Genomic DNA, 20,293 nt, shown 5'->3' with positions numbered 1-20,293 from the left:
TCAGGACTCCTTGCCGTGCACGAGGTCGGGATCGACCACACTCCGGCGCTCGGTCCAGAAGGCGGCCGACCGGAGCCGCCACACGACCATGATCACCACACCGACGATGCTGATGCAGATGCCGATGACGAGCGGAGGGCCGAGCCCGAACCACGAGGTTCCGCTGTAGGAGTTCGCCGGGTCCGACATGTCCATCACTGACCGCACGAGCAGCCAGGTCAGCAGCCCGGCGCCGACCAGCGGGCCGAGGCCGATGAGGAGGAAGTTGTGGACGCTCTCCGTCAGATGGCGGCGGTAGTAGACCGCGCAGGCGACACCCGTGAGCGCGTAGTAGAAGGCGATGAGCAAGGACAGTGCCGTCAGCGAGTCGAAGAGGGCGTTCTCGCTGATCTGGTTCACGACGAGATACCAGGCGATGGCGATGCCGGCCACCCACCACGTGCTCACGTCGGGGGTCCGGAACCGCGGGTGGATGCGCGCGAAGTGCGTCGGCAGCGCGTGCCGCCGGGCCATCGACAGCGCCGTGCGCGACGCCGGGATGATGGTGGTCTGGGTCGAGGCCAGTGCGGAGGTCGCGACCGCGAGCAGCACGATCCAGTCCCAGCCGCCCATCACCTCACCGGCGAGAAGGGCGAAGATGAACTCCTCCTCCGCGGCGTTGTCGGCCAGGTACGTCGTTCCGGCGAAAGCGACGACCGCGAAGCCGACGGACAGGTAGGTCACCAGCAGAATGACGGTCGACCACACACCGGCCCTGCCGGGAGCGCTGGCGGAGTCCCTGACCTCTTCGGTGAGATTGACCGCCGACTCCCAGCCCCAGTAGACGAAAACGCCCAGCAGCAGCCCGCCCGTGAGGGCCGCGCCGCCAGCCCCGAAGGGGTTGAGCCACTCGGCCGAGGGTTTGATGGAATCGAACGACGTCGTACCGGCGTAAACGCGGTAGAGAGCCACGATCACGAAGACCAGCAGGAAGGCGACCTGCGCCAGGATGAGAACGTTCTGCACCTTGGCCGACAGCTCCGTCCCGATGACGCACAGGCCCGTCATCACCAGGATCAGGAGCACGGCGAGAAGCTGGCGCAGGAATTCGTTCTCCGCCCAGCTGTCGAGCCCGAAGGCCAGCAGGCCGAAACTGACGGCGACGTCCGCCAGGGACCCGATCACCAGAACCCCGGTCATCGCGATGGCCCAGCCGCCGAGCCACCCGGCCCACGGCCCCATCGCGCGAGTGACCCACGAGAATGTCGTGCCGCAGTCCTGATCGACCTTGTTCAGGTAGTAGAACGCGGAGGCGATCAACAGCATCGGCACGAACGAGGCGAAGAGCACCCCCGGGGCGTAGATACCGACGAGCGCCACGATCGGGCCGATGACGGCCGCCACGGAGTAGGCCGGGGACGTGGCGTTCAATCCAATGACCAGCGCATCGACGAAGCCGATCGCGTTCGGCTTCAAGCTCGCCGGTGGTGCCGGTCGGGCCAAATCCTCTGCCTCTGCCATGCTCCCTCGCTCCGGTCACGGGCCTCAAGAATCGAGCGGAATGTATCCACTCCATCGTATTTAGGTACTTTCGGGCGCGCATGTCAGCCGGAAGCACCCGGATGCCGTCCGGGCGCGGTCACTGCTCGCGCATGCCCCACGGTGCGCCGTACTCCGTCAGCAGATCGAGGAACGGCCGGGGCGGCATGGCCTCGGGGCCCAGCACTCCGCTGCCGCTCCAGGTGCCGCACGCCATGAGTTCGAGGGCGGCGACGGGGTTGATCGCGGTCTGCCAGACCACGGCCTGGGAGCCGTACTCCCGCATGGACCACTGGTTGTCGACCACGTGGTACAGGTAGACCTCTCTGGGCCTGCCGTCCTTGACGCCCTTCACCCAGGTGCCCGCGCACGTCTTCCCGTGCATCCGCTCGCCGAGTCCGGCCGGGTCGGGCAGACAAGCGGCGACGACGTCGCGGGGGGAGACTGCGACCCGGCCCGACCCGCTGTTAACGTGGACGGGGTCCGTCCGGTCGAGGCCCAGCTTGTGGAGCGTCCGGAGCACCCCGATGAACTCGTCGCCGAGACCGTACTTGAACGTGACCCGCCGGGCCTTGAGCCATCGAGGTACCAGAAGCACTTCCTCGTGCTCTACATTGACGCACTCCACCGGCCCGATGCCTTCGGGAAAGTCGAAGACCTCCGGTTCGCTGAAGGGGGCAGTGGTGAACCAGCCCCGTCCCTCCTCGTACACGACCGGTGGATTCAGGCACTCCTCGATGGTCGTCCAGATGCTGAAGGACGGGGCAAACCCGTAGCCCTCCACGACCAGATCGGCGCCGTCGCGGATGCCGATCTCCTCGATCTCGTCGAAGAGTTCGTCGGAGGCGTACCGGGCGAACACGTCCGAGAGGCCGGGCTCCACCCCCATACCCACCAGCGCGAGGCGGCCCGCCGCCTCCCACTCGGCGGCCCGTTCGAACTGCGCGTCCCCGAGCTTGACTCCGCACTCCTCGTACGGACGGGACGGGTGCGGCCGGGACAGGGACATCGCCATGTCGAGATAGTGCGCACCGTGGGCCAGTGCCGCCTCGAACAGGGGCAGTACGAAACGGGGGTCGGTGGCGTTGAGCAGTACGTCGCAGCGGTGTTCTCCGAGGGCGGCGCGTACGGCCGCCGGGTCCGAGGCGTCCAGCCTGGCGGCGGCGAACCGGTGCCCGTGCTCCCCGAGAGCCTCGACAGCGCTCTCCGCCCGCCCGAGATCGTAGTCGGCAACCGTCATATGCTCGAAGAACTGCCGACGGGCAGCGATCCTGGTGATCGCCGTGCCCACGCCTCCCGCTCCGATCAAGAGGACACGCATGGGTGCACCACTCCTTTGCCCTGCTGCTGCGGCAGTGGGCGCGCCAGTGCCGTCCGGTGGGGCGAGGACGGTAACAGCCGGAGGGCCCGTCGGCGGGCAACCGTGCGGGCGATGTCCTCGGTCCGGGGGCGTCCGTGTTCCGGAGAGTGGTCCAGTCGGACTTGCGACCGCGTGCCCCGTGGCGCCGTTGCCCGCTGGTGTCACCAGGTGCCCCACCCGGTGTCACCAGTGAGCAACTACCGCGCGAACAGGCCGCTCACCACGGATGCACCGTGAGGTACGCGGTGATCCGTTTCTGATCCGTTTCCGGTCCCCTGCCCCGTCCCGACGGTCACCCGGTAGCGACGGGCCAGGGTGGCTGAGTAGCGCCCCTCGCGGTCCACTGAGGGATTGCCGGGTCTGTCGCCTCAGTGGGCAGGAGGTGTCGAGCGGGCATAGCGGTCTCCGAGCCGGCGCAGGTAAGTGACCAATTCCGCGGGCTCGGTGACGTCGAAGTCGAAGTCGAGCATGCCCAGGTAGACAGCCAGTGTCTGCACCGTATCGGCACCGGTGATGAGGACGCAGCTGTCGGCGTCGATTGCCTCGACCGTGCCGACCGCGGGGTTGATCTGCTCGATCACCGCCGCTGCCGGGGCATGGACGAGCACCCGCGCGCGGTGGCGCCAGGCCGCACTCGACACACGTAGGGAGACATACGCCGCGGCATCGCCGCCAGGCAGTTCGCGCGGGGCGAAGCGCGGGCCGGTCGGGGTGCGGGGCTGAATTCGGTCGATCCTGAAGGTACGCCAGTCCTCGCGCTCCACGTCCCACGCCACCAGGTACCAGCGCTGTCCCCAGTTCACCGCCCGATACGGCTCGACCAGGCGGCGGGTGGGCGAGCCGGCGTGATTCAGGTAGTCGAAGCGAAGTCGTTCCCGGTCACGACAGGCCGACACCAGGGTAGTGAGCACATCCGCGGAGACGGTCGGGGCCGGACGATCGGCCGGCACGGCGACCGTGTACGCCTGGAGTGCCCGTACGCGTCGGCGCAGCCGCGAGGGCAGCACCTGCTCCAGCTTGGCCAGCGCCTGCAGAGAGGTCTCCTCCGTGCCGGGGACGGCGCCCTGCACAGCCGTGCGCAAGGCGACCGTCACTGCTACGGCTTCCTCGTCGTCCAGAAGCAGCGGCGGCATCGCCGCCCCGGCGCCCAGCCGGTAGCCGCCGGTAGATCCGCGTGTGGCGTCCACGGGATAGCCGAGCTCGCGCAATCGGTCGATGTCGTTGCGGACGGTACGGCCACTCACCCCCAGGCGCTCGGCCAGTTCTGAGCCCGGCCAAGCTCGCGGGGTCTGCAGCAGAGAGAGCAGGCGCAGCAAACGTGCGGAGGTATCAAGCATGGAGCCCAGCCTGTTGTGTCATTAGGAACCAATCGTGCCTATATTGAAGATACTGTTTTACCCATGGAGAGCAGCAGCAACACCGACCCCCGGATCCGCCCGTTCCGCATCGACGTCCCGCAGGACGAGCTCGACGACCTCCGGGAGCGGCTGGCACGTACTCGCTGGGGCAGCGAGATCCCTGGAGCCGGCTGGAGCCGGGGCGTGCCCACCGACTACCTCAAGTCCCTGGCCGCGTACTGGGCCGACGGTTTCGACTGGCGCAAGGCGGAGGCGGAGCTCAATGAGTTCCCCCAGTTCACGACCGAAATCGACGGCCAGAACATCCACTTCCTGCACGTCCGTTCGCAGAACCCGGCGGCCGTCCCGCTTTTGCTGCTGCATGACTGGCCCTGCTCGTTCGTGCAGTTCGTCGAGGTCATCCAGCCTCTGACGAAGGACTTCCACGTCATCGTGACCTCAACGCCCGGTACCGGCTTCTCCGGCCCGCTCGGCGAGGCCGGCTGGAATACCGGCCGCATCGCAGGCGCATTCGTCGAGCTGATGGACCGGCTCGACTACAGGTCCTACGGCGTTCAGGGAACGGGCGGCGGCGCCTGGATTGCCGCCGAGATGGGGCGCCAGGCGCCCGACCAGGTCATCGGCATCCACGTCAACGGTCTGGTCACCTTCCCTTCCGGAGACCCCGCCGAATTCGACGGGCTGACCGAGTCCGAGCAGGAGCGGCTGGCCCGCCTGGAGACCTTCCAGCAGGACAAGATGGGCTTCAACGCCATCCAGTCCACCCGCCCGCAGACACTCGCCTATGGACTGCACGACTCGCCGGTCGGCCAACTCGCTTGGATCGCGGAGAAGTTCAAGGAGTGGACGGACCCCGCCGCCGAGCTCCCCGAGGACGCCGTGGGCCGCGACCGCCTGCTGACCAACGTCAGCGTCTACTGGTTCAGCGGCACGGCGGGCTCCTCGGCGAACCTCTACTACGAGTCGGGCCACGACCCGAGCGCCTGGGCCCCGAAGGCGCGCGGCACCGTCCCGACCGGCGTGGCCGTCGCCCTGAAGACCGACATCGCCATCCGCCGCTTCGCCGAGCGGGATCACAACATCACCCACTGGAGCGAGCTGGAGCACGGCGGCAACTTCCTCGCACTGGAGCAGCCCGAGGCGTTCGTCACCGATGTCCGCGCCTTCTTCGGCACGCTCGGAGGCTGACACCTCCGGTTGTCACCGCGAGAATGCCCGGGCAGTCCCGGTTTGGCTTTGAATCGCCAGGCCAGAACTGCCCGGGCTGAACCGTTTCGCGTTCACCCTGACCGGCAAGAGCCTCGGGCTGCTCCCACGCACATGGCCGACTGGGACGGAACACCTGGCACGAGCCCACCCCGTTACGGGGACCGGTGTTGGGCCGCACAGAAGAAGGAGCTGTCCTGGCTGAGCGTCAGCCGCTTGTCGACGGCCGGACGTTGGTCGAGCCGTACTGCACGACGATCCGCCCGGCCCCGTCGCGCCCGTTCACATAGGAGTTGCCCGGGGGAATGCCACATCCGCGTACCCGTACTGGTTGAAGTCGGCGAACGCGCCCCGGGGCCGGAGCAGACGCGATTGTTTCGTGGCGCTGTGCCCGATGCGTCACGGGCGCAACGCCACCCTCGGCGACCAGACGGCCACTGGCGTGACCCAAGGGCCATACAGGACTGGTGAGTTCTATTGATTCCCGGTGAACTCCCAGCCCTCCTTGAGGCTTCCGCTACTCGTCGATCGCTGCCCCGAACTGTGCATTGGCCACCGGAGCCCCGAGGCGTGTCCCGTCGTAGGTCCACGTACCCTTGGCGACCAGCCCCGACGAGGACGCGGGGATGACCCATGCGAAGCCGTCGTTGGTGTTCTCGCCTGGCGCCGCCGCCAGCAGGCCGAAGAAGCCGTCCTTGTCGGCGTCGATCAGCCGCACCTGACCGCCCCAGCGGTCCGATGCCTCCGCCCCGCCGGGGATGTCCGGGTGGTTCTGGTCGAAGCTGCGCGCCCCGGTCGCCGTCAGCCCGCCCGGAGCGCCGCGCAGCGCCCAGACCGCACCCGCGTTGGAGACGGAGCCGATGTCCTCCCCGGGCGCGCCGATGGCCAGGTCCGGGAAGCCGTCGCCGTTGGTGTCACCGGAGGACATCTCGGCGCCCCACCGGTCGCCGGCCTCGGCTCCGCCGGGGACGCCCGGGGAGTCCTGCGTCCACGTCTGCGCCGGGGTCGGGTCGAGGCCGGAGAGGTCGCCCTTGCCCAGATAGACGGAGGCGGATCCTCCGACGGGCGAGCCGACCCCCGTATCGCCGATGACCAGGTCGTCCTGGCCGTCCTGGTTGAAGTCGCTGGAGACGACCGCGGGACCGCCCTCGAACACGCCGCCGTCTCGCAGCGCCTCGACGCTGGGTGCGCCGTGGAGCACCTGGGTGGCGCCGATGCCCGGCTGGTCGCCGGTGGTCACCCCGGAGATCGCCAGGTCCGCCCAGGCGTCCTCGTTGTAGTTGCCGTGGCTGAGGCTCCGGAGGGTGAAGCCGGTCTCCAGCGGGGTCGCGTCCAGAGCATGGACTCCCTCGTCCGCCGGCTTCAGCCGCTGGGCCGCCGCTCCCGGCGGGGAGGTGAAGAACAGCAGCGTGTCGTTCTCCAGGACGGCAATGCTGTCCCGCGGGTTGGCGTCCGGGTCCGCCGGGTCCGGGGCGAAGTACCGGGCCGCTTCGATCGCCCGCCCGAAGTTCGCGCCGGCCCGCGGCTGGCCGGGGTTCTCCAGCCAGGCGCTGTCGGCCCCATGAAGTCCGCTCGGCGACCCCCAGAAGACGATGGCGCCGCCCGCGTTGAACAACCCGGCCAGGTCCTCGCCGGGGATGCCGACGATCGCGTCGTCGTAGCCGTCGTTGTCCAGGTCGCCGGAGGCCACGGCCTGCCCGAAACCGTCGCCGGCCTCGACACCGCCCGGGACGCCCGAGGTGCTCTGGTGGAGGATGCTCTTCTTGGTGGTGCTGAGACCGCTTGACGAGCTGTACTGCACGGATACGTAGCCGGCGCCCGTGGCTCCGCTCACCGTGGCGCCCGGGGCGCCGATCAGCACGTCGTCGAAGCCGTTTCCGTCGTAGTCGCAATTGCGCTGCTGCCAGCCGATGGACGGAAAGGGCACTGCGGCCTGTGCCGCGGGGGCCGTAAACACGGCACCGCCACCAATGGTGAGGAGTGCCGCGGCCGTGAGAGCCGCGCTTCTGATATGACGCACAGTAGAACCTCCTTGGTCTCCTAGGTTGCCTACGGCGTCCCGCTCAGCCGCGGTGGATTGTGCGTGGGGCGGCGGCGGTACGCGGTCAGTTCCCCGCGAGACGGCGAAGCACAGACCGGTGCAGGTACCCGGGAGTGCCAGGCAACGGCGTGGAATCATGTGCGACCTCCCCCCGTCGGATAGCGCGGTGAGGCCAATGCCCGTATTGCACTCACCTTGAAGACATCCGAGGTTCGTCCAGGGTTGTACGCCTCGCCGGACGGTCGTCCGAAGGAGGGCGGTCTCAGCCCGCGCCACGGAGGCGAAAGGGGTGTCGTCGCTGCCGCCGATGCGGACTGCACCCGTCCTCGTCACCCCGCAGGTCGAGCCGCGCGGCTGAGCGAAAGCGCCGGTATGACGTTCCGCGACCCCCGGAGACGTGCTTCGCCAGTGCTTCGAAAAGATCACCGCGGCGGGTGGCGCCGGGCGAGGCACTCACCGGGACGGCCGCGCACCAGTATGCGCATCCGATGCACACCACGGAGCTTCCGCCAACTTGAAGTCGCAGGTCAAAGGACTGGTGCGACGGCCTTTCGGCGCTCACGCCGGTCGTGGCGGCAGTCTGCGGAGCAGATCGTCCGTCAGCGTGTCGCCGCGGTCGGCTCGAAGAGCATCCAGGCATGGCTGGACACGCTGACGTTCTGTCAGTCTAGCCATCACTTGCGGCCAGCGTTGAAGCGAGTCGTTCGAGTAGGTCGCCAAGCCGCGTCTGCTCGTCTGCGCTGAGCCCGGAGAGGAGCCGCCGCTGGTTGTCCAGGTGGACGGCGATGAGCTCGTCGGTCAGTTCGCTGCCCTCGGCGGTGAGGGTGACGAGGCGTCCGCGCGAATCGCTCTCGGCGACGGATCTGCTGACCAGGCCACGGGCTTCGAGCCGGTCGACCCGCTTGCTGATCGCGCCGGTGGTGACCAGGACGGTGCGGCTGAGCTCGCCTGCGGACAGCGCATAGGGCTCCCCTGAACGCCGGAGCGCCGCCAGCACGTCGAAGTCACCGCCACCCAGACCCGCGGCCTGGAAGGGCGGGCGTAGCCGTTGATCCAGCGCGTCCGTGAGTCGGAAGAGCCGCCCCATGACGAGCATCGGTGCCGCGTCCAGATCGGGGCGCTCGCGTTTCCACTGTTCGACGATGGCGGCGATGGCGTCGGTCTGCATGCCTTCACCATACCTTCCACGGATGATAAATTACCTTCCATGGAAGATGAATCTGTTCCTCGTGCCGCCGTGCCGGTCGTCCTCTACTTCGATGCCACCTGCCCCTTCGCCTGGGTCACTTCCCGCGAGCATCGCGACCTCGAACCCTGGTACCGCGAGTTCAACGACCGGGCGGGCCCGGCCCGGGTGTGCGCGGCCGCCGAAGCCCTCCACGGCAACACCGTCCCGTGCGAGCTCCACACCGCGCTCGGCGGCCGCATCCATGTGGGGCGCAACAAGGACTACGACACGGTCATCACCGAGTCCCTCGACGAACTGGGACTGCCCGCGTCCCTGGCCAAGGCCGCACATACCGACGCGGCCCTGCGCGCCGGCCACCAGGCCGGTCAGGAAGCGGTCGGCCAGGAGGCCGGGACGCCCGTCGTCACCGTGGACGGCGTCGGCTTCTTCGGCCCCGTCCTCACCTCCGTACCGAAAAGCGAGGAAGCGATCCGGCTGTTCCAGGCCACTGGGACCCTGGCCGGGACAGGGGCATTCGCCGAGCTGAAGCGGGGTCGCGGTGCGCTCGACTTCCGCTGAACCCGGGGTTCGCACCCGGCGCAGACTCATCACCGCGAGCCTGGTCAGCTCGATCGGCGACGGCATATACGTGCCGCTGACGATGCTGTTCGTCCACTCGCTCACCGGCCTGTCGCTGACGTCGATCGGCGCGGGCCTGACTGTCGCCGGGCTCTGCGCCCTGTTGTTCATGCCGGTCGCAGGCATCCTCATCGACCGGTTCAGCGGCCGGCAGGTGCTCATCGGCGTGCTCGCGTTGCGCGCGGCCGGTTTCGCCGCCTACCCGTTCGCCGACTCCTATCCCGCATTCCTGGCGATCGCCCTGGTGGTCGCGGTGGGGATGTGGGCCTCATCGCCCAGCCAGCACGCTCTCATCGGCGAGATCGCCCAAGGCCCCGAGCGTGACCGGCTGCTGGCATGGGACCGCAGCCTACGCAACGCCGGCATGGGATTCGGCAGCATGGCGGCGGCGGGCATGCTGGCGTGGAACGGCAGCGCCGGATTCACCGGCGCTGCCGTGGTTCTGGCCACGGTGTTCGCCATCGCCGCTGTGCTGGTGTCCCGGATCCCGGCCGTCCAGGGCGGGGCCAGGGCGCCGGAGGGTCCCCGGGGCGGATACCGGCAGGTGCTCGCCGACCGCCCCTACCTGCTCATCACGACTGCCAACTTCCTGATCGCCTTCGGCTACACCACCCAGGCCATCGCCCTACCGATCTTCCTCACCCGCGACGTCGGCATCCCCGACGCCCTGGCCGGAGCCGTGTTCGCACTCAACACCGCCCTGGTCGCCGCGCTCGGTGTCCCGGTCGCCCGCTTGACCCTGCGCGGGAGGCGCACCCGCACGGCCGCGTCCGGCGCAGTCATCTTCGCGCTCTCCTTCGCCGCCTTCGCGGCCCTTCCCCAACTAACCAGCGGCGCCGGCGCCATCGTCGCCGTCCTGGCGGTCGCGGTGCTCTACACCGCCGGTGAACTCATCCACTCCGCACCGTCGCAGAGCCTGTCGATCCAGGCCGCCCCCGATCACCTGCGGGGACGGTACCTGTCGATCTATCAGCTGTCCTGGTCGGTCTGCCGCACCATCGCGCCCATGCTGCTGGGATTCCTACTCGATGCCGGGCAGTGGCACGTGTGGACAGTTCTGGCACTGATTGTCCTGACCGGCGCCGCGATCCTGCTGCGCGCCGAGCAAGTGCTGCCGGCGCACGTCGTCAGCAGCACTCGGAAAGCCACCGCCACCACTCCAGTCGGATCGCCAGCTCGCTGATCGTGGGCCAGTCCTGCCCGTGGCCCCCCAGGATGTGGGCGGACACCCAAGGTTCGGGGAGGCGTGGTGGCGGAGCCGGTCAGGGTCCGGAGACTGACAGATCTGGAAGGCCAGCGGTTACAGCGGATCGTGCGCCGGGGCAGTACCAGTACGGTGCGGTACCGGCGCGCGATGATGCTGCCGGCCTCAGCCCGGCGGCAACCGAGTGCCGGTGATCGCCCAGCTGGTGCAGGCCGACGAGGACACAGTCCGCGATATGATCCACCGGTTCAACGAGATCGGGCTGGCCTGCCTGGACCCTCAGTGGGCGGGAGGCCGTCCCCGCCAGCTCAGCACTGATGACGAGGACTTCGTCATCCAGACGGCCACCACCCGCCCGGTCAAGCTCGGCCAGCCCTTCACCCGTTGGTCGATCCGTAAACTCGCCGCCTACCTGCGACGTGTCCACGGCCGGTTGATCCGCATCGGCCGCGAGGCCCTGCGCTGCCTTCTCGCTCGCCGCGGGATCACCTTCCAGCGCACCAAGACGTGGAAGGAGTCCACTGACCCCGACCGCGATTCCAAGCTCGACCGGATCGAGCACGTCCTGGACCACTTCCCCGACCGGGTCTTCGCCTTCGATGAGTTCGGACCGCTCGGCATCCGCCCCACCGGCGGGTCCTGCCGGGCGAAGGCGGGCCGGCCCGACCGGGTTCCAGCGACCTACCACCGCACCCACGGGGTCACCTATTTCCACGGCTGCTACTCGGTCGGCGACGACACCCTGTGGGGCGTCAACCGCCGCCACAAGGGCGCCGCCCAGTCCCTGAACGCGCTGAAATCCATCCGGGCAGCACGCCCCGACGGCGCCCCGATCTACGTGATCCTGGACAACCTCTCGGCACACAAGGGCAGCAAGATCCGCAAGTGGGCGCGGAAGAACAAGACCGAGCTGTGCTTCACCCCGACGAACGCCTCCTGGGCGAATCCGATCGAGGCGCACTTCGGGTCGCTGCGGCAGTTCACCCTGGCCAACTCCCACCACCCCAACCACACCGTCCAGACCCGCGAGCTCCAGCGTTACCTGCGTTGGCGCAACGCCAACGCCCACCACCCGACCTGCTGGCCGCCCAACGCCGCGAGCGCGCCCGCATCCGCAGCCAGAAGGGCATCCGCTGAGGAGGACGCCCCCTCGCCGAGGCGGCCTGAGACAACCTGGTGAAGATCGCGGCGCCGTAGGAGGCCTGCTGTCTCGGCGATATCGAGTGGTCCGCAGAGGCCGCCCGACGCTACCGTCCGGCGCATGACTGCTTCTCCCGAGCCCGCGGTAGAGCCGCCGGACAACTTGACCGACCCCCGCGCGCTGGTGCTCGCCTACCTCGACTACTACCGTGCCGCGCTGCTGCGCAAGCTCGACGGCATGTCCGAGGAGGACCTGCGCAGCAGCAGGCTCCCGTCCGGCTGGGCCCCGCTCGCCCTGCTCAAGCACCTCGCGTTCGTGGAACGGCGATGGTTCCGCTGGGGGTTCGCCGCCGAACAAGTGGATCCCATCTGGGGCGATGAAGACCCTGACACACGAAAATGGCAGGTCGGAGCCGAGGAATCGACAGAAGAGATCCGAGCCCTCTTCCTGGACGAGTGCGCACGATCCCGCAAGATCGTGGCGGGCGCCGAACTGCAGCAACCCGCACGCAGCGGTGGCGGCTTCAACCCCCCTGACCACCACCCCGCCCTGATCTGGATCCTGTTCCACATGCTGCAGGAGTACACCCGACACGTCGGCCAGCTCGACGTGGTCCGCGAACTCGCCGACGGTGTCACCGGCGAGTAGCGCAGCACCGGCCGGAACAGACCACGCGCGTACCCCGTCCGGCAAGGTGACCAAGCACGTCCTGCGGACCGAACTGGCAGGCTGAGAGCGTTCCCTGGCACCGGCTGCCCAGCCACCCCGCCCGGCCAGCGGGGCCAGCAGGGCGAACTCCAGGCCCCCTACGGAGACCACACACGGCCGTTGACAGTCATCGCCCACCTCGCCGGTGGGCGGCTTTCGGCATCGCCCGGCATTACCCGGGCCGTCGCCTCAACCACCCGAATGCGGTACGAAGGCTGGTGTGAACGAACAGATTCAGCCCGCGACCGTTCGCGTGTTCATCGCCCTCGCCCCGCCCGACCACGCGAAAGAAGAACTAGCCCGGGAGCTGCGCCCCGCCTATGCCACACACCCGCACATGCGGTGGAACCGCATCGAGGACTGGCACATCACCCTGGCGTTCCTCGGGGAGCTACCGGCCGAGACCGTTCCGCTCCTGCGCCCGCCTCTCGCCAGCCTCGCAGCGGACCACCAACCACTCTGTTTGGCACTGCGCGGCAGCGGAAGCTTCGACGACCGGGTGCTGTGGAGCGGAATCGACGGAGAACTCGATGAGCTGCGCATGCTCGCCGCCGATGTGCGTACCGCGGTCAAGAATTGCGGTGTCGCCTTCGAGGATCGGCCCCTGCGCCCGCATCTGACATTGGCCCGTGCACGCCGAGGAGATCGATCCTCGGTAGTAGAGATCGCCGAAGGGTTCGCCGGATTCACCGGCCGCCGATGGCCTGCCGAACGTCTGCACCTGGTCGGCAGCAACGCCGGCCGTAGCCGTGGACCGATCCACTACCGCGACATCGAGGCTTGGGCCCTCGGCAACGGGAACTGCACTGGATCTTGAACGAACCAACCAGGGTCGGCCGACAGGCAGTACTCGACCCAGCAAGCAATGAAATGGTCGAGTGCGGCGTCGTCGTCTTCGGCTGTGGCAGGGGCAGGGGGGACCACCGTTCCATCACCGCGTCCCAGAGGACTGAGTGTTCGGCGGTCGTTGGTCGTCGTTGACCGTCTGCCAGGCCCCGAACTCCAACGGCATCTCCCGCCACTCACTGCCGGTGCCGAGCCGCCAGATCGCGCGGCGCTCTCGAACTGCTCACGCAGGCACTCCGGTTACGGGCCGCGAGCGGTCGCCAAGGGCTTCGCGCTGCAACCACTGGCTCAATGCCCACGTGATAAAAGTGCGACTTCGCCCGGATTCGTGCGGCCCACGGCTGGCAAGTCCGCGCCATGGCAAGGACTTGCCTCCATCAGGCCTTCACGTCGGTGTTACTGGCCGATAAACCCATGGCATGTTCTCCCCTTCACTATCTTCCGCCTTGCGGCGCAGACGCTGGCAGCTGATCTCGGTCGCCACCGCGGTGCCGCTGCTGGCGTCGGGGCTCGCAGTTCTGCAAGCGCCCGCACAAGCCGCTCCGAGCAAGCCCACCGTTCCCGCCAAGCCCTCGGCGACTCACAAGGTCACCCTGGTCACCGGCGACGTCGTCACGGTCACCACGATGGCCGACGGCAAGCAGACCGCCGACGTCGACCGGCCGGACAGCGCCATCGGCGGCGTAAAGATCCAGGAGATCAAAGGTGACCTGTTCGTCATCCCGGACGAGGCGGAGCCGCTCCTGGGCACGGACAAGCTGGACCGCCGGCTGTTCAACGTCACCGACCTGATCGAGATGGGCTACGACGACGCGAAGTCGGCCGCGGTGCCGCTGATCGCGACGTACACCCACCCGACGTCTCGCTCGGCCGTCGAGCCGACGGCCCCCCGCGGCAGCAAGCTGACCCGCAAGCTCAAGGGCATCCATGGTGCTGTGCTCAGCACCGAGAAGCGACATGCCCACACCTTCTGGACCACCGTCGCGCCGCAGGGCAGCGCGAAGTTGGGCGCAGGTGTGGCGAAGCTGTGGCTCGACGGTCGCGTGAAGGCCAATCTGAAGGAGAGCGTGCCGCTGATCGGCGCGCCCGAGGCCTGGGCGGCCGGGTACACCGGCAGGGGCGTCAAGGTCGCGGTGCTCGACACCGGCATCGACGTCAACCACCCCGACTTCGCCGGCCTGATCGACGGCACGGCCAGCTTCGTGCCGGATGAGGCCGTCACCGACGTCAACGGGCACGGCACGCATGTGGCCGGCACGATCGTCGGTTCGGGGGCCGCCTCCGGAGGCGACAACAAGGGCGTCGCCCCCGGCGCCGACCTGTTCGTCGGCAAGGTGCTCGGCGGCGCGGAGGGCTACGGCCAGGACTCCTGGGTCATGGCCGGCATGCAGTGGGCCGCCGAGTCCGGTGCGGACGTCGTCAACATGAGCCTCGGCGACTCCTACCCGACGGACGGCAGCGACCCGATGTCGCAGACGGTTGACGCCCTGTCCGCGCAGTACGGCACTCTGTTCGTCATCGCCGCCGGCAACGCGGGCCCGGAGAGCATCTCCGCCCCGGGTGCGGCCGCCTCGGCGCTGACCGTGGCCGCCACGGACAAGCAGGACCAGCTCGCGTACTTCTCCAGCACCGGCCCGCTGGCCTACTCCGGCGGCATGAAGCCGGACATCGCGGCGCCCGGCGTGGACATCACCGCGGCCCGCTCGCAGGAGATGACCGACGGTGGTGAGGGCCTGTACCGCACCCTCAGTGGCACCTCGATGGCCACCCCGCACGTGGTCGGCGCGGCGGCGATCCTGGCCCAACAGCACCCGGCCTGGACCGGCGCGCAGCTCAAGGAACACCTGATGAGCACCGCGAAGGGCCTGGCCGACGGGTACTCGCCGTACGAGGTCGGCACCGGCCGTCTCGACGTGGCCGGCGCCGTACGCGCCACGGTCCGCGGCACCGGATCGCTCTTTTTCGGCAGCTACACATGGCCGCACCAGCCCGGCGACATTGCCGTCACGAAGGACCTGACCTTCACCAACACCGGTTCCGCCGACGTCACGCTGAATCTGGCGCTGACCAACGACGGCGGCCCGTTCACGCTGGGAGCCGCCACGGTGACCGTCCCGGCGGGCGGCACCGCCGCCGTCCCGGTGACCGGTGACCCGCAATCCGCCTCGGCCGGCCGGCACGTCGGCTACGTGATAGGCACCGATGCGACCACCGGGAAGCCGGTGACCCGCACCTCCATGGCGCTGCTCAAGGAGGAGGAGCGCTACGACCTGAACATCAAGCTGGTCGGCCGGGACGGCAAACCCGGCGCAGGCTGGGTCACGATCAACCTGGCCGGCGACCTCTGGCCGTGGAATGTCTACGTCGACGGCTCGACCACCATGCGCATGGCACCCGGCCTGTACACCGTCGCGGCGTACCTCGACGTGGCCGGCGAGAAGGCGGACCGATCGGGTCTGGCCGTGCTGGTCGACCCGGAGACCGTGCTCAAGGACGGCTCCGCGGACGTGGTGCTGGACGCGCGCAAGGCACGCCTGCTGCAGACCGAGGCGCCGCAGCGCACCGAGGACCGCCAGCGCAAGGTCGACTTCAACGTCCACTACAAGGGCCTCGACCCGTTCATGGACTACCGAGGCGCGTACGTGCTGCCGCCGACGTACGACGACGTCTACGTCGCGCCGACGGAGCCGATGACGCAGGGCGAGTTCATGCTCATCACCCGCTGGCGCAAGGGCGAGCCGATGCTCAGCCTGAGCACGTTGGGCGGCCGGCTCCGCTTCGACGCCCTTGTGCAGGCGGGTAGTGCCCTGGGCACCGCCACGGACAGGCTGGCCGCTGTCTACGCGGGCAACGGCTCGGCGGCCGACTACAAGAAGGTCAGCGCCAAGGGCAAGTTCGTCGTGATCGAGCGCAGCGACGAAGTCTCGCCGCAGGAGCGCACCGAGGCCGCGGCCGCGGCCGGTGCGAAGGCACTGATCGTGGTCAACGACGGTGTCGGTGCCCTGATGGAGTACGTCGGCGAGTCGAGCATCCCGGTCGCCACCGTGCACCGCGACGCGGGCAGGACCCTTGTCTCGATGGCCAAGGCCGGCATCTTGAAGCTGACCGCGAAGCAGACCGAGTTCACGCCGTTCGTCTACGACCTGACCCGGGACTACCCCGGCCAGGTGCCGGACCGGGCCCTCGTCTACAAGCCGACCCAGGATGACCTCGCCCGGATCAATGCCCGCTACCACTCGGCCACGGACGGCGGGCTGGCGGAGGGCTACCGGTCCGACTTCACTCTCAGCCCTTCGTTCAACTTCCCCGAGCTCGAGTGGCACCCGGGCACCCGCACCGAATGGGTGACCCCGGGTCAGGTCTGGAGGGAGTTCCATGCGCAGGGCGTCGACGGAGACATGCCGTGGGTGATGGTGTCGGGCGACAACACGTATGCCAAGGACAGCACCACCCGTCTGGACTGGTTCGCTCCGGCGACCCGGCCCGGTCAGGGCGAGTCCTTCGGCGTGTACAACTCCCGGTGGCAGAACTACATGACCTGGAACGTGCAGGCGTGGGCCTCCGCCAGCGACAACATGCGGCTGGGCGGCTACCTGCCGTGGGGTGAGACGCCGACCCACCTGCAGGTCTTCCAGGGCGACACGCTGATCCACGACAACCCGTACAGCACGGACATGCAGTGGATCGAGGTGCCGTCGGGCAACCTGCCCTACCGCGCCGTCCTCGACGCGGAGCGGCCTGCTGAGGCCTTCCGGCTGTCGACGCGCACCCACACCGAGTGGACGTTCATGTCCGACACCGTCGACTCGGACTCCTTCGAGCGGTTCTCGGTGCTGAACCTGGACTACAAGCTCGAGTCGGACCTGCACGGCGACGTCAAGGCCAATGCCACCCAGCAGATCGCGCTCAAGCCGGTGTCGATGGACCGCGGCACTGTGCCGGGCACCGTCACCACGGTGAAGCTGGATGTCTCGTACGACGACGGCGCCACCTGGCAAAAAGTGACCCCGACCAAGGGCGCCGCCGGCTACTGGACGGGTTCGTTCAGGACAGCGAAGAAGCCCGGCGGCTTCCTCTCCGTCCGCGCCAGCGCCGGGACGGACAGCGGCTTCAGCGTCAAGAACGAGATCATCCGGGCGTACGGCCTGCGATGAGCCACACCATCGGGCCCCGGGGAGTCGACTCCCCGGGGCCCTTCCCGTCACACCTGCTCCCAGCAGGGACTATTCAGGGTCTGCCGCCATGGCGCATACTCTCTCCGCTGCGGCAATCGGAAGAGAGTCGATCGACGATGCTGGATGTTCTGGGCCTCGAACCCGATGACGAGCGCGTCTACCGGGCGCTACTCGGACGGCCGAACTCCACCGCGATGCTGCTGTCGGATCTGCTTGTCGTATCGCAAGCCGACGTAGACAAGGCCTTGTCCCGCCTGGTCGAGTGGGGACTGGTGATCAGGTCGGCGGATGAGCAGTTCACCGCCGCGCCGCCGGCCATGGCGCTCGGCCCTCTCATCAGCCAGCGCCGAGACGGGCTGCGCATGGCTGAGCAGGCACTGGTGACCCTCGCCGAGGAACACCGGGCGGCGATGACCGGGAGCAGCATCAACGATCTGATCGAGGTCGTCACGGGCGTCGACGCCATCCGTCATCGCTTCCTGCAGGTACAGCAGGCAGCCCGCACGCAGGTCCGCACCTTCATCACCGCACCGTTCCTCGCCGTGCCGCCCGGCGAGAACACGGCCGAACCCGTGGCCATCGGCCGCGGCGTACACTTCCGGGCGGTGCTGGACCGGGCCGTGCTGGCAGAGCCGGGCATCATCACCGATGCGGTCGATTCACTGCGCAACGGCGTGCAACTGCGTGTCGCCGACCAACTGCCGATGAAACTCGTGCTGGCCGACGCCGACCTCGGCCTTGTCCCGCTCGCGGTCACACCAGCCGGAGAGCCCGGCGCCGTGCTGCTGCACCGCAGCGGCCTGTTGGATGCGTTGGACGCGCTGTTCGAGACGGTATGGCGCACCGCCCACCCACTCGAGCTGTCGGGCACCGGCGGAGAAGCCGAAACCACCGTCGAGCTCGGTGCGGAAGGCCCGACCGACCTCGACCGAAAGATCCTCGCGCTACTGCTGGCCGGCCTGACCGACCAGACGGCCGCGACACAGCTTGGTCTTTCACCGCGCACGCTGCACCGACGCCTGCGCCACCTCATGGACATAGCCGGAGTTCGGACCCGGATGCAGCTTGGCGGTTACGCCATCCGACACGGCTGGGCAGAGCCACACTGAAGGTCCTGTGCCGTTCAGAAATGCGACTGCTTCAGACTCGGCACGGACGCTGTTCCGGATGACGCGGCAGCGAGTCCGTGGCCTGCTCCAGAGACCCCGTCGAGCCCCACCCCGGCCGGCTCATCCAAGAGTTCCGGGCCGAACAGCCGGCCTCTGCGATATCCGGCCAGGAAGCGGATGTTCGCCGGCTCCACCGGGTGCGGCTCGCTCCAGACCCCGTACCGCCACCCCCGTGACTCCACGACCACGCGGGTCCAGTCGAAGGTGAAGGCCAACTCAGGCTTCGACACCCGATGGAACAGTCTGACGTCCACAATTACAAGCGCCCCGCTCGGTGAGCAGCAGCCAGTGCTCCAGCCGTAGATCGCGATCTTGCTGTTCAGGGGCGGTGCGAAGACAGGTACGGCCGCCGTCAGAGCCCCTCCCCGCGGCAAAGATCTCAGGCCGACGCAGCCGACGACATCAGCTCCTCCAGCTTGTTGAGACTCTGAGTCCAGCCCTCCTCGTGAAGAGCTTGGCGCTCCTCAGAGGCGAAGTCACCCTGGCTGAAGACCAACTCGGCCCGTGTACCGCCGATATCGCAAAGCAACAGCGTCACCACCGTCTCCCGATCCTCGGGATCGGGATCCTCCCACCGGAAGGTGTAGGACAGGCGTTCCGGGGGGTCGACTTCAACAAATTCCCCCACCAGGCAGAACAGATCGCCCTCCGGAGGCTGCATCGCGATCCGATAGCTACCGCCTGGTCGAAGGTCGCTTTCCACACTTGGGATGGTGAACCCGTCAGGGCCCCACCACTTGGCCAGTTCCTGCGGTTCGGTCAACGCTCGGAATACGACCGAACGCGGTGCGCGGAGGATACGCCGCAGATGCAGCCTCAGCCCGCCATCGTGCGTCATCACGAACCTCCTCCAACCGAAGGCGCCGAGATTGACCACCACGCTTATCCTAAGCATCGCGTCCGTGGACCGCGATCTCGCTGGCCAGGGGCGATGTGAGGACAGGTGCGGCCACAGGTGATCATCGCGTGCTGTGTGGACAAACGAAGATCAAGAGCTGGCTGCAGGCCATAGCGTCGGCCCCGCTCGCTGGCGGGACATGTTCGATGCCCTGATGGGCCGGATCGCGGGCCGTTTCACGCGGACCGAACCCCGACGCCGGGCACGGTCGCTCGTTGTGGGACTGCTGTCCGGCCAGCAGTTGGCAGTCCAGCCACTCGGCCACAGCCGGGTTCTTGTCGAGCGGGGACAGTGCGTATCCAGGCGGCTGCCCTCGTGAATGGGCGCTGCCTGTCCGCGGTCCGATCAGCTCCAGCGGCCGGCCGACACAGGACTGTGCCCCGCATGCTCACGTCAGGTGTTGCGGGGCACGGTGCTGTGTTGCGTCGCGGCCGAGCTGCGGCTTACGTGTCGGCCTTGTCCAAACGCCAGGCAACCATGCCCGTGGCCTCTGGCATCGCCTCGGTGTCGATCCTGACCTTGGCTGCTGAAGCGGTGATGTTCAGGCGATGCGGGACGCCGTCGCAGTTCACGGTCTGGCGGACGGGGTTGTCCAGATCGATGGACAGGGAAATCTCGCCCTTCCCGGCACAGGCGACAGCCAATGTGTACGAGTACCCTCGTGTCAGGACCGGCTCGGTGTGGAATCCGTCGCCAACACGCTCAAGGCCCGCCTCGATAAAGAGCGGCTCATTGTCACCGAGCTCCTCCGTGCCGAGAGCTTCCTGGACCTGCTTACCGAGTCTCTCTTCAACATGGGCAGATGGTTCGGAGGGGTGTGTCCGCTGCTTCGCCGGACTGCTCTCCGACGCGCTCGGCCGTG

14 protein-coding genes and 1 pseudogene are annotated in these 20,293 nt (G+C 68.3%); 8 read left to right on the top strand and 7 right to left on the bottom strand.

Annotated elements, in window-relative coordinates:
• From ACFT7S_RS17100 to ACFT7S_RS17090, 3 genes are all read right to left on the bottom strand, one after another.
• The gene (locus tag ACFT7S_RS17100) at positions 1-1,500 is read right to left on the bottom strand and encodes an APC family permease (protein ID WP_382732372.1); all 1,500 of its coding nucleotides are present in this window, start codon (positions 1,498-1,500) and stop codon (positions 1-3) included.
• 118 nt (positions 1,501-1,618) lie between these two features.
• The gene (locus tag ACFT7S_RS17095) at positions 1,619-2,839 is read right to left on the bottom strand and encodes a saccharopine dehydrogenase family protein (protein WP_382732370.1); all 1,221 of its coding nucleotides are present in this window, start codon (positions 2,837-2,839) and stop codon (positions 1,619-1,621) included.
• A gap of 407 nt (positions 2,840-3,246) precedes the next feature.
• Positions 3,247-4,215: a helix-turn-helix transcriptional regulator gene (locus ACFT7S_RS17090; protein WP_382732369.1), complete on the bottom strand. Its 969-nt coding sequence runs from the start codon at positions 4,213-4,215 to the stop codon at positions 3,247-3,249.
• 63 nt (positions 4,216-4,278) lie between these two features.
• Between ACFT7S_RS17090 and ACFT7S_RS17085 the strand changes: the two genes are divergently transcribed.
• Positions 4,279-5,424, top strand: coding sequence for an epoxide hydrolase family protein (locus ACFT7S_RS17085; protein ID WP_382732367.1), 1,146 nt, complete (start codon positions 4,279-4,281; stop codon positions 5,422-5,424).
• A 535-nt stretch (positions 5,425-5,959) separates the two neighbouring features.
• On the opposite strand, the gene ACFT7S_RS17080 is transcribed toward ACFT7S_RS17085, so the two are convergent.
• Positions 5,960-7,462, bottom strand: a complete 1,503-nt coding sequence (locus ACFT7S_RS17080; protein WP_382732365.1) for an FG-GAP repeat protein — start codon at positions 7,460-7,462, stop codon at positions 5,960-5,962.
• A 688-nt stretch (positions 7,463-8,150) separates the two neighbouring features.
• A complete protein-coding gene (locus ACFT7S_RS17075) occupies positions 8,151-8,651 on the bottom strand; it encodes a MarR family winged helix-turn-helix transcriptional regulator (RefSeq protein WP_382732364.1) in 501 nt (166 codons plus the stop codon).
• A gap of 39 nt (positions 8,652-8,690) precedes the next feature.
• On the opposite strand from ACFT7S_RS17075, the gene ACFT7S_RS17070 reads away from it, so the two are divergent.
• From ACFT7S_RS17070 to ACFT7S_RS17040, 7 genes and pseudogenes are all read left to right on the top strand, one after another.
• Positions 8,691-9,230 (top strand): disulfide bond formation protein DsbA, encoded by a 540-nt coding sequence (locus ACFT7S_RS17070; protein ID WP_382732362.1) that lies wholly within the window; start codon positions 8,691-8,693, stop codon positions 9,228-9,230.
• Complete coding sequence (locus ACFT7S_RS17065; protein ID WP_382732360.1) at positions 9,211-10,473, top strand: MFS transporter; 1,263 nt, start codon at positions 9,211-9,213, stop codon at positions 10,471-10,473. Before ACFT7S_RS17070 ends, ACFT7S_RS17065 begins: the two co-directional genes overlap by 20 nt.
• Before the next feature lie 66 nt (positions 10,474-10,539).
• A pseudogene (locus tag ACFT7S_RS17060) lies at positions 10,540-11,631 on the top strand (IS630 family transposase).
• Between the two features lie 124 nt (positions 11,632-11,755).
• Entirely contained in the window at positions 11,756-12,283 is a 528-nt protein-coding gene (locus ACFT7S_RS17055; RefSeq protein ID WP_382732358.1) for a DinB family protein, read from the top strand.
• 280 nt (positions 12,284-12,563) lie between these two features.
• Positions 12,564-13,160, top strand: coding sequence for an RNA 2',3'-cyclic phosphodiesterase (thpR, locus tag ACFT7S_RS17050; RefSeq protein WP_382732356.1), 597 nt, complete (start codon positions 12,564-12,566; stop codon positions 13,158-13,160).
• 475 nt (positions 13,161-13,635) lie between these two features.
• Positions 13,636-17,343: a S8 family serine peptidase gene (locus tag ACFT7S_RS17045; RefSeq protein ID WP_382732354.1), complete on the top strand. Its 3,708-nt coding sequence runs from the start codon at positions 13,636-13,638 to the stop codon at positions 17,341-17,343.
• A 137-nt stretch (positions 17,344-17,480) separates the two neighbouring features.
• On the top strand, positions 17,481-18,473 hold the full coding sequence (locus ACFT7S_RS17040; protein WP_382732352.1) for a helix-turn-helix domain-containing protein: 993 nt from the start codon (positions 17,481-17,483) through the stop codon (positions 18,471-18,473).
• 439 nt (positions 18,474-18,912) lie between these two features.
• On the opposite strand, the gene ACFT7S_RS17035 is transcribed toward ACFT7S_RS17040, so the two are convergent.
• On the bottom strand, positions 18,913-19,413 hold the full coding sequence (locus ACFT7S_RS17035; protein WP_382732350.1) for an SRPBCC domain-containing protein: 501 nt from the start codon (positions 19,411-19,413) through the stop codon (positions 18,913-18,915).
• A 461-nt stretch (positions 19,414-19,874) separates the two neighbouring features.
• Positions 19,875-20,075: a hypothetical protein gene (locus ACFT7S_RS17030; protein ID WP_382732348.1), complete on the bottom strand. Its 201-nt coding sequence runs from the start codon at positions 20,073-20,075 to the stop codon at positions 19,875-19,877.
• Positions 20,076-20,293: the final 218 nt, after the last annotated feature.

The sequence above is a fragment of the Streptomyces sp. NPDC057136 genome (assembly GCF_042670885.1).
In the GTDB taxonomy this organism is placed as follows: domain Bacteria; phylum Actinomycetota; class Actinomycetes; order Streptomycetales; family Streptomycetaceae; genus Streptomyces.
Note: the sequence above shows the minus strand (reverse complement) of the source record. Positions and strands in the feature narration are given on the sequence as shown.